Source organism: Mycobacterium zoologicum (assembly GCF_020181635.2).
In the GTDB taxonomy this organism is placed as follows: Bacteria; Actinomycetota; Actinomycetes; order Mycobacteriales; family Mycobacteriaceae; genus Mycobacterium; species Mycobacterium zoologicum.
On record NZ_JAYJJS010000032.1, the window covers coordinates 44,979 to 53,999 of the forward strand.

The 9,021-nt window shown below is 63.8% G+C and carries 10 protein-coding genes; 5 read left to right on the plus strand and 5 right to left on the minus strand.

Features of this window, described 5'->3' with window-relative positions; all coding sequences use genetic code 11:
• Nucleotides 1-9 precede the first annotated feature (9 nt).
• Both K6T84_RS20390 and K6T84_RS20395 read left to right on the plus strand, forming a co-directional pair.
• Nucleotides 10-1,506 (plus strand): class I adenylate-forming enzyme family protein, encoded by a 1,497-nt coding sequence (locus K6T84_RS20390; protein ID WP_329786800.1) that lies wholly within the window; start codon nucleotides 10-12, stop codon nucleotides 1,504-1,506.
• A 32-nt stretch (nucleotides 1,507-1,538) separates the two neighbouring features.
• The gene (locus tag K6T84_RS20395; protein WP_329786801.1) at nucleotides 1,539-1,841 is read left to right on the plus strand and encodes a hypothetical protein; all 303 of its coding nucleotides are present in this window, start codon (nucleotides 1,539-1,541) and stop codon (nucleotides 1,839-1,841) included.
• 68 nt (nucleotides 1,842-1,909) lie between these two features.
• On the opposite strand, the gene K6T84_RS20400 is transcribed toward K6T84_RS20395, so the two are convergent.
• The 3 genes from K6T84_RS20400 to K6T84_RS20410 all read right to left on the minus strand — a co-directional run bounded on the left by K6T84_RS20400 (nucleotide 1,910) and on the right by K6T84_RS20410 (nucleotide 4,327).
• Complete coding sequence (locus tag K6T84_RS20400) at nucleotides 1,910-2,206, minus strand: DUF732 domain-containing protein (RefSeq protein ID WP_329786813.1); 297 nt, start codon at nucleotides 2,204-2,206, stop codon at nucleotides 1,910-1,912.
• A gap of 319 nt (nucleotides 2,207-2,525) precedes the next feature.
• Nucleotides 2,526-3,719, minus strand: coding sequence for a thiolase family protein (locus K6T84_RS20405; protein WP_329786802.1), 1,194 nt, complete (start codon nucleotides 3,717-3,719; stop codon nucleotides 2,526-2,528).
• A gap of 149 nt (nucleotides 3,720-3,868) precedes the next feature.
• Nucleotides 3,869-4,327, minus strand: coding sequence for a MaoC family dehydratase (locus tag K6T84_RS20410; protein WP_329786803.1), 459 nt, complete (start codon nucleotides 4,325-4,327; stop codon nucleotides 3,869-3,871).
• A gap of 111 nt (nucleotides 4,328-4,438) precedes the next feature.
• Between K6T84_RS20410 and K6T84_RS20415 the strand changes: the two genes are divergently transcribed.
• Both K6T84_RS20415 and K6T84_RS20420 read left to right on the plus strand, forming a co-directional pair.
• The gene (locus K6T84_RS20415) at nucleotides 4,439-5,629 is read left to right on the plus strand and encodes a thiolase family protein (protein WP_329786804.1); all 1,191 of its coding nucleotides are present in this window, start codon (nucleotides 4,439-4,441) and stop codon (nucleotides 5,627-5,629) included.
• Between the two features lies 1 nt (nucleotide 5,630).
• Nucleotides 5,631-6,065, plus strand: coding sequence for a Zn-ribbon domain-containing OB-fold protein (locus K6T84_RS20420; RefSeq protein ID WP_329786805.1), 435 nt, complete (start codon nucleotides 5,631-5,633; stop codon nucleotides 6,063-6,065).
• On the opposite strand, the gene K6T84_RS20425 is transcribed toward K6T84_RS20420, so the two are convergent.
• Nucleotides 6,062-6,673, minus strand: coding sequence for a TetR/AcrR family transcriptional regulator (locus K6T84_RS20425; protein ID WP_329786806.1), 612 nt, complete (start codon nucleotides 6,671-6,673; stop codon nucleotides 6,062-6,064). The genes K6T84_RS20420 and K6T84_RS20425 overlap by 4 nt on opposite strands.
• Before the next feature lie 143 nt (nucleotides 6,674-6,816).
• On the opposite strand from K6T84_RS20425, the gene K6T84_RS20430 reads away from it, so the two are divergent.
• Nucleotides 6,817-8,058, plus strand: coding sequence for an amidohydrolase family protein (locus K6T84_RS20430; protein WP_408066154.1), 1,242 nt, complete (start codon nucleotides 6,817-6,819; stop codon nucleotides 8,056-8,058).
• Nucleotides 8,059-8,395: 337 nt separating this feature from the next.
• Here K6T84_RS20430 and K6T84_RS20435 read toward each other — a convergent pair whose 3' ends face one another.
• Entirely contained in the window at nucleotides 8,396-8,980 is a 585-nt protein-coding gene (locus tag K6T84_RS20435) for a CAP domain-containing protein (protein WP_329786815.1), read from the minus strand.
• Nucleotides 8,981-9,021 lie beyond the last annotated feature (41 nt).

Sequence of the window (9,021 nt, forward strand, 5' to 3'; positions counted from 1 at the left end):
GCTGAAGCGTTGAGTATTTCGTTGTTGTTGGAAATGGCGGTTTCGGGTGACCCGGATCGCGAGGCCGTGGTAGACCACGGAGTCCGGTTCACGACCGCCGAACTCAGCGAACTGGCCGATGGGGGAGCGGGGGTGATCGCGGCGTCGGGGGCACGGCATGTGGTTTACGTCGGCGCGGGCGGCGTGCTTCTGCCGCTGTTGATCTTCGCGTCGGCCCGGGCCGGTAGGGCCTTAACGCCTCTGAACTACCGATTGAGTGAGAGCGGGCTGCGCCAGCTGATTGACCGGCTGCCCGACCCGCTGATCGTGGCCGACAGTGAGTACCTGGACGTTGTCTCGAATGCGGGCAGGCCGGTGATGACCTCCGACGAGTTCGTCGCCGCCGCGCGCACGACCGACCCTGTATCGGAGTTCGCCGATCCCGACGACGTGGCGATCGTGTTGTTCACCTCAGGTACGACGTCACGCCCCAAAGCCGTTGAGCTGTCGCATAACAACCTCACCAGCTACGTGACGGGTACGGTGGATTTCGGCTCCGCTGCCGCTGATGATGCAGCGTTGGTGTGCGTTCCGCCCTACCACATCGCCGGGGTGGGCGCCGCGCTGTCGAATGTCTATGCCGGTCGAAAGGTCGTGTATCTCCGTAGATTCGACGCGCAGGAGTGGGTGCACCTGGTCGGCCGTGAGCGAGTGACGACCGCAACGGTGGTGCCGACGATGCTGGACCGGATCGTCGCGGTGTTGGAAAGCGAGCCGACCGAGTTGCCGACGCTGCGCAATCTCGCGTACGGCGGTTCGAAGGTGGGATTACCGCTAGTGCGCAAGGCGATGGATCTGCTTCCGGGTGTCGGGTTCGTCAACGCCTATGGGTTGACCGAGACCAGCTCGACCATCGCGGTGCTTACTCCGGAGGATCACCGGGCGGCTCATGGCGCGCGCGATGACATGGTCGCGCGGCGGCTGGGCTCGGTCGGACGTCCGGTGCCCGGCGTCGAGGTGCAGATCCGCGCTGAGAACGGAACGGTGCTGGGGGCAGGCGAGACCGGCGAACTGTTCGTGCGGGGCCCGCAAGTCTCGGGCAAGTATGCCGAGATCGGTTCGGTGCTGGATGCACAGGGCTGGTTCCCAACCAGAGACGTCGCGATGTGCGATGACGCCGGCTACCTATTCATTGGGGGGCGATCCGACGACACGATTATCCGTGGCGGTGAAAACATTGCCCCGTCTGAAGTTGAGGACGTGCTGATCGAGCATCCCGATATCCACGACGTTGCGGTCGTGGGCCTCGACGATCCCGAATGGGGCCAGATCATTGTCGCGGTGGTGGTGCCCGAGTACGGGCGCAGCCCCCGGCCGGGCGAGTTGCGGGAGTTCGCGCGCAGAACGCTGCGCGGATCGCGAACTCCGGACCGGATTGTGTTTCGGGATCAGCTGCCCTGTACTCCCACGGGGAAGGTATTGCGCCGCGAGCTTGTCGAGGACCTCAAGTTCGTCGCCGCCGAGTAGTAACGGTAGTTTCGAGAAAACAAGGAGAAAACGTGGTCAAGAGCGGCACCCGCTTGCAGAGCCAGGTGTGTGATACCCAGGTCATCGTCGTCAAGGCCGCCGACAGCCTCGGCGATCTCCGCTGCGGCGGCCGGTCGATGGTGCCGGTGGGCTCTGATCGGCCGGCGGACGCAGCGCCAGACCCAGCGTTCTCCGACGGCAACGCGATGGGCAAGCGTTATGTCGACACGACCGGTGCCGAGGTGTTGGTCACCAAGGCTGGTAGCGGAACGCTCAGTGTCGGGACGACCGCACTGGCGCTCAAGGAGGCTAAGCCGCTGCCTGCGAGCGACTGAGCTCGGCGGCGGCGCGGGACCGTGCTGGGCCGACGACATCGCGACTGTCCGGCTGACGTACGGCGCGGCTACGCGGGTGGGCGGTACCCGGCGGCCGAATTGCGTAGCTGCCAGATGAGCTCTGGGCACAGTTCCTCTGCGGACTGACCGATGAGATACGACGCCTGGAATTCGTCAGACGTGCTGAAGTCTGCTTTGACGTCCCCCGCCAACTGGGCGTATCTCTCGCCGCTGGCGATCTTGTCACAGATACCACGGCCGTAGGCGAGCGCTTGGTCGGCATTGGCGAAGTTGTAGCCCGGCCGGACATTCACATTGACCAGATACCCGATCTCGTCTGCCGACGCCGTCGGTACGGCGACCATGACCGTGCTGAGGGTAAGGGGGGCCCCCAGGGCCAGGACAGTGAGCCGCTTCAATTGCTTCATAACAGGTAAAAGAGTAATTCATTTATCTGATTGTGGATAGCCTTGTCCGGTGACGGCAGCCCGAACACACCGTCTGACCCCACTTCTTGCCTGGCGGGCTGATCAAAGCGTAGGACCACTCCGGCCAACCGACTGACCGCGTCGTCGACCCCCGGCGAGCACACGTTCTCGCCACGACGAGTGGCACCTATGTGGTCACCATTCGGATACCGCAGGGCGCTGTCGGTGATGACACTGCCCAACGTCCGAGCCGGTATTACCGACTACTGAGCAACATCGATCCGGCCACCGGTCCACCGCCGACGCCGACCGCCACTACCTCGGGCGTCTTCGGCGCCTGCCGGTCACCGCCCTCACCCCACAACTGCACGCACGCTTCGTGAAGGAACCCCATGCCGTGCAATCGACCGCCCGACAGCTGCCCGCCGCTGGTGTTGAGCGGCAGTGAACCGTCGAGTGCGATGCGTTCACCACCGTCGATGAAGTGCCCCGCCTTGCCGTGCTCACAAAACCCCATGGCCTCCAGCCACATCACCGTCAGGAAGCTGAAGCCGTCGTAGAGCTGAGCCATGTCGACGTCGGCCGGCGTCAGCGCGGTGTTCTCCCACAGCGTCGCGGCGGAATCATGAGCGGCCATCGTTGTGACATCCGACCGCTGATCCCAGGTGGCGCGTTCAAACATTCCGGGCCCCACCGATTCCACGGTCAGCGGGTGGCGAGGTAGGCCCTTCGCGGCGTCGCGCCGTGACACAATGACCGCGGTCGCGCCATCACACGGGACGTCACAGTCGTACAGGCACAGTGGCTCGGAGATCATCCGGGCGTTCAGGTAGTCATCCATCGTCATGGGCTCGCGGTAGATCGCGTCGGGATTGAGCCCAGCGTTGCGGCGCGCGTTGATGGCGATGTAGCCGAGCTGCTCGCGCGTGAACCCGAAATCGTGCATGTAGCGCTGGGCCGGCATGGCCAACCAGTTCGCCGCCGAGAGCGCACCGAATGGCGCAACCCACTCCAGATGGGGAGGCAAGTTGCCGCCGGTGAACAGCACCGACGCCCGCCCACCGCCGGCCTGCTCCGCGGCGGTGGACTCCCAGACCGACCGGTAGACCACGACGTGGTTCGCCAACCCGAGCGTGACAGCCATGCACGCCTCGATCGCCGGGCCGATCTGTCCTGCCGTCTCCATCGCCGAGACGTACCAGCGACAGCGCATACCCAGCGCGTTGCGGACCTCGGTGATGGTCGCCCCTGAAAAGCCTGGGTCGGGTACACCGGGCCCGGGGTAGCTGGCGATGCCGTCGATGTCGTCGACGGTCAAGCCCGCATCGGTGATGGCGCGCAGCACCGCTTCCAGCGTCAGCTCCAGGCCGGTTCGGCCGAGCCGACGACCGACCTGCGATTTACCGGCGCCAGTCAGGACCGCCTTCCCGCCGAACGGACCACCCGTCATCACATTGCCGCCGGTGACACAGCGGCTGGCATGTTGAGAATCATCGAACCTTCCGACCGGGTTGCAAACTCAAGCTGATCGCGACCGGAGTCTAGCGCCGGGCGCGGTATTCCTGAAAACATTTAACGGATTCTGGGAGGTTAGGTCAATCAGAACACGAAACGCGCGATCAGGTCGGCCACCGCGGCCGGCTTGTCGGACCCATCGATCTCGACGGTGTGTCGCACGGTCAAGTTGACGATGCTGTCGTCGACCTTCACGGCATCGATCAGTGCGGAACGCACCCGGACCCGGCTACCCGCGGTGACGGGCGCCAGAAATCGCACCTTGTTCAGGCCGTAGTTGATGCCCATCTTGGCGTTCTCGACGCGGTAGTTCTGCTTGCTGACGCCCGGTATCAGCGACAAGGTGAGGAAACCGTGCGCAATCGTTGCACCATAAGGACTTTCGGCCTTGGCGCGATCGGTGTCGACGTGGATCCACTGGTGGTCCTCCGTGACGTCGGCGAATGCGTCGATGCGTTTCTGGTCCACTTCCAGCCAGTTTGTAACGCCGAGTTCTGCTCCGATCGCCTGGACCGCCTCGTCAACGGATCCGATCACTCTCATGGCCGCTCCTAAAATTCCTATGCAGTGATACCGCTATCTATTTAACGGTATAGACTGATCGCACTCGCCGGGCCCCCGCCCGGTGGCCTGACCGACGACCTTGGGAGACACATGGCTGCAACCACGTCCCGTGCAGCGATCGTAGGCGCCGCCCGCACCGCGATCGGCACCGCACGTAGAGGCACCCTGGCCAACATGCCGGCCATCGACTTGGCCAAACCGACGGTGGCCGGGACCGTTGCTCGGTCCGGGCTCGATCCCGCCGAGTTCGACGACTTCATCCTGGCCGAGAGCATGCAGGGCGGTGGTGACAGCGCTCGTTACATCGCGGTGGATCTGGGCCTTGTTGAAATCCCGGGCATGGCGGTCAACCGACAGTGCGCCTCCAGTCTCTCGGCGATCGCCGTCGGCGCCGGACAGATCGCGGCGGGCATGAGCCGAGCGGTCTTGGCCGGTGGCATGGAATCCTGCTCGACCGCACCACTGCTGCGTAAACGCAAACCGTTCACCAGCGGTAAGGCGCCGGAGGACTACCAGGATCCGTGGTACCCGTTCTCGCATCCGCCCACCGACGACGCTCCCGCACTGGACATGTCGATCACGGTGGCCCACAACTGTGCCGTTCAGTACGGCATCTCGCGTCAGGCGCAGGACGAATGGGCGTTACGCAGCCACCAGCGCGCGGTAAAAGCGATCGACGCCGGATCCTTCGTTGACGAGATCGTGCCGATCGAGGTGCCCCAGCCCGACGGCAGCTTCAAGACGTTCACCCAGGACGAGCATCCGCGCCGCGACACCACCGCGGACACGCTCGCCGCACTGAGGGTCTTGCACCCCGAAATCGACGGGTTCACCGTGACGGCCGGCAACTCCTCGGGCATCAACGATGCCGCCGCGGTGGTGGCACTGGCGAGACCGGATAGCCGCAGCGACGTATTGGCGCATGTGCTGTCCTGGAGTTCGGTCGGTGTTCCGCCGAATCGCACGGGTAGTGGACCTATTTCGGCAATTCCGAAGGCGCTAGAGTTGGCCGGGCGCAAACTCGAGGATGTGGCGCTGTTCGAGATCAACGAGGCGTTCGCCGCCCAGGCGGTCGCCTGCGCGGCCGAACTCGGCCTCGACGAGGAGATTGTCAACGTCTACGGGTCGGGAATCAGTCTCGGCCATCCGATTGCCGCCACCGGCGCGCGCATGGTGACGTCGGCCATCTACGAACTGCGGCGCCGCGGCGGCGGTATTGGCGTCCTGTCCATGTGCGCCGGCGGTGGCATGGGCGCTGCGATGGTTATCGAGGTGGTTTGAGATGAGCGCATTGATCACAGAGGGGTTGTTCCGGGTCGACGGCGACCGTGCAGTGCTGTTCGGCTCCCGCCGACGTGCGACTGGCGTGGTGAAGTTCCCGGCAGAGCGGCCCGAGCTTTTCGATGGTGCGCCAGATATCCAAGCGGACATCGAGCCCATCGAGTTGTCCACCGAGGGAACGCTTTACACCTACACCACGCAGGAGTTCGCCCCGCCGCTGCCGTACAAGGGCGATCGGTCGCCCGGGGTGTTCCAACCGTATGTGGTGGGTTTCGTCGAGTTGGCCGAGGGCGTGCTGGTGGAGACGCTGATCGTGGATGTGGACCCGGCCGACCTGCACATCGGGCAGCCGTTGATATCGACCACCACGACGCTTCAGACCGCCGACGGCGAATCGTTGCTGACCTTCGCGTTCCGGCCAGCCGGGGCGGGCTAGGCTCCGGAACGGGCCGCCATCGGGGCGATCATTTCGGTGACCACCGAGATCATCTCGTCGCGTTCGACAGCGACGGTCTGTCGGTGAACCGTGTGCCATGCTCGGTCCAACAAGCCCATCGCCGCGACACCGATGACATCCGGCGAGTGCAGACCATCGCCGGCGATGGCCTGTCCCAACTTCCACGAGGCTCTGGTCACCATGCGATTACGGGAGTTGTGGAATGCGTCGTCGTCGGGGGCGGAGTGCGCCGAGGCCAGCACGAACGCGCCGTGGTGATCCATGTAGTCGAAGTAGTGACCGACCCAAGACTGAATCTCCGCTGGCCCGAAGGGTTCCTCGGCATCGGCCCACTCGGCGATGACCGCGAGGACTTCTTGATACGCCGTGTTACCGAGGACGTTGAAGATCTCCCGCTTGTCCTTGAAGTAGGTGTAAAAGCCGGCCCGCGAAATGCCGCACTCCTCGGTGATCGCGTTGATCGGGGTGCCGGAGTAGCCGCGTTCCAGGAACAGTCGGCGGCTGGCGTCCAGGATCGCCGACCGAGTCCGCTCGCCACGGCTGACGTCCGGCTGCGATTCTGCGGGAACGCGGGTGGTAACCGTCATGTGACGAATGTATATGACGGTATGGTCAAGTTCAATCCAAGCACTTCAAGGCTATTGGTAACGTATTTCAGAGCCGCGACTTGACACAATCGTCAAGTTGGGCGAAGCTCTAGTCAACCCACGTTGAAGTAAGGGAGAAGCCGATGATGCAGTCCGCCAGCCAGTTCACTGATGCACCGATCTTCGATGCCGACCAGCACATGTATGAGAATCCCGATGCGCTGACCCGACACCTCCCCGACCGCTACAAGTCGAAAGTGCAGTTCGTCCAGATGGGCAGGCACACGCGGATCGCGATCCTGAACAGGATCACCGATTACATGCCGAACCCGACGTTCGAACGGGTTGCCGCCCCAGGCGCGCACGAGAAGTTCTACTCCGGCCAGAACCCTGAGGGCCTGACGATGCGGGAAATGTCCGGGCGGGGCATCGATGCGCCCGCTGCGTCGCGCAATCCCGAAGACCGGATCGCCGAGCTCGACCGCCAGGGCGTCGACGCGTGCTTGAATTACCCGACGCTGGCCAATCTGGTCGAGCATTCCGCCGCTGAGGATCCCGAGCTGACCGCGGCGATCATTCACGCGCTCAATCAGTGGATGCTCGAGCACTGGGGCTACAGCCACGCCAACCGGATCTACTCGACGCCGGTGCTCACCCTGGGGCTCGTCGACGAGGCACGTCGAGAGCTGGAGTACATCTTGGACAACGGCGCCAAGGTCGCCCTGATCAAGCCAGCCCCGGTCTACGGCTACAAAGGCTGGCGTTCGCCGGCGCTGCCCGAATTCGATCCGTTCTGGCACGATGTCGAGGACGCCGGTCTACCCATCGTCCTGCACGCGAGCCAGCCACCACTGCAGGAATACATAGAGAAGTGGGAGCCGGCGGATACCAGCAATGCATTCGAGATGTCAGCGTTCAAGTGGACTGCGCTGGGCCACCGCGAGATTGCCGACATGCTGACCAGTCTGATCTGCCACGGCACGCTCAGCCGGTTCCCGAAGCTGCGTATCGCCAGCGTGGAGAACGGCAGTTCGTGGATCAAACCGCTCTTCGATGATCTGGCGTTGACCTACAGCAAGATGCCACAGAACTTCCCTGAACAGCCGCATGACGTGTTCCGCCGCAACATTTGGGTCAGTCCGTTCTGGGAGGGCTCGGTCGCCGATGTCGTCGAGACCGTTGGGTGGGACAAGGTGTTGTTCGGTTCCGATTGGCCGCACCCCGAGGGCCTGGCAGAGCCGAAGGGATATTGGAAGTACGCCGAGGGCATGGACGTTCGGCGTACCTACGACTTCATGGGTGACAACGCGCGGCGCTTCATGGGCCTGCCAATCGCCAATCCTGACCCCGACGCCGTCAAACCGCCGGAGCTGGCAAACGCCTGACCCGCCGGAGGGACCGGCGCATTCGCTTGGTGGCCGTATCTTCGGATGGCGACCACAGAGGTGATTGACCGTCGCTGGTGATGCCGACGGACGCCCACGTGAAAGGGTGGACGTCGGCATCACCAGCGTGCAGACGCATGTCGGCCCTGTTGGTGAGCCTCCCATCACCGTCGGCGGTTAGTGTGCGCGGTGATGCTGTCATCGTCCCGGCTCGGCATGGTTCTATCGAACGGGTTGCGGCCCCATGCCGATCGATCATGGCGCCCCTGGCAGTGCGCGTGTGTCAGCAACGGCGCCCGCACACCTCGAACGACGTGAAAGAGCCAGGCTTGCTTAGCTATCGCGGCGGATAGGCGGGCGGCGGGTAGACACCCCGCAGGATCCAGGCCCACCAGTTGACACCAAACTCAACCTCGTCGCTCATGTCATAGTCAGGGGCGGGATCGAGCGGAATATTCCGCTGCTTTTGGGCGGCGGGCGGCGACGTTCCGTCCGCACTTGGGCTGGTGCCAGTTGGTTGTTGGGGTTGTCCGTAGACGGCCACCACGACAGTGCGGTCTGGACTGTTCTCTGACCACACACCCATTTGGCTATTGGCGCAGTTGGACATTATGGCGTTATAGGCGGGGTCGTAGTACCAGCGGTTGAGCAGGTCGTTGCCACTGATTGCGATGGACTGATTGATCGCCACTGTTTCGGCCGCCTGCCCCTGGTAGCCGGCCGCGTTCGCGCGGTCCTGGGGGGTGGACCCGTCTGAACCGATGTCCCCGTCGAGGTTGCGATTGTTCAAAACATCGAGGGTGTGCCGCTGTGCGGCGAGTTGTAGCTGCGGGTTGATCGTGACGTCGTTGGTGCAGCCGGCGTGATGCTGCATCGTGTACACGTTGGCGACGACGCTCTCGTTGAGTCGAGCAATGATCAGAACCTGTGGATGACCCTCGGTGGGGCGGCATGAAAGTGGGC

Excerpts from the sequence above, each read along its gene's own strand:
- K6T84_RS20400 (WP_329786813.1), bottom strand. The coding sequence starts at position 2,206 with ATGGTCGCCGTACCGACGGCGTCGGCAGACGAGATCGGGTATCTGGTC.
- K6T84_RS20405 (WP_329786802.1), bottom strand. The coding sequence starts at position 3,719 with ATGACGGGTGGTCCGTTCGGCGGGAAGGCGGTCCTGACTGGCGCCGGT.
- K6T84_RS20410 (WP_329786803.1), bottom strand. The coding sequence starts at position 4,327 with ATGAGAGTGATCGGATCCGTTGACGAGGCGGTCCAGGCGATCGGAGCA.
- K6T84_RS20415 (WP_329786804.1), top strand. The coding sequence starts at position 4,439 with ATGGCTGCAACCACGTCCCGTGCAGCGATCGTAGGCGCCGCCCGCACC.
- K6T84_RS20420 (WP_329786805.1), top strand. The coding sequence starts at position 5,631 with ATGAGCGCATTGATCACAGAGGGGTTGTTCCGGGTCGACGGCGACCGT.
- K6T84_RS20425 (WP_329786806.1), bottom strand. The coding sequence starts at position 6,673 with ATGACGGTTACCACCCGCGTTCCCGCAGAATCGCAGCCGGACGTCAGC.
- K6T84_RS20430 (WP_408066154.1), top strand. The coding sequence starts at position 6,817 with ATGATGCAGTCCGCCAGCCAGTTCACTGATGCACCGATCTTCGATGCC.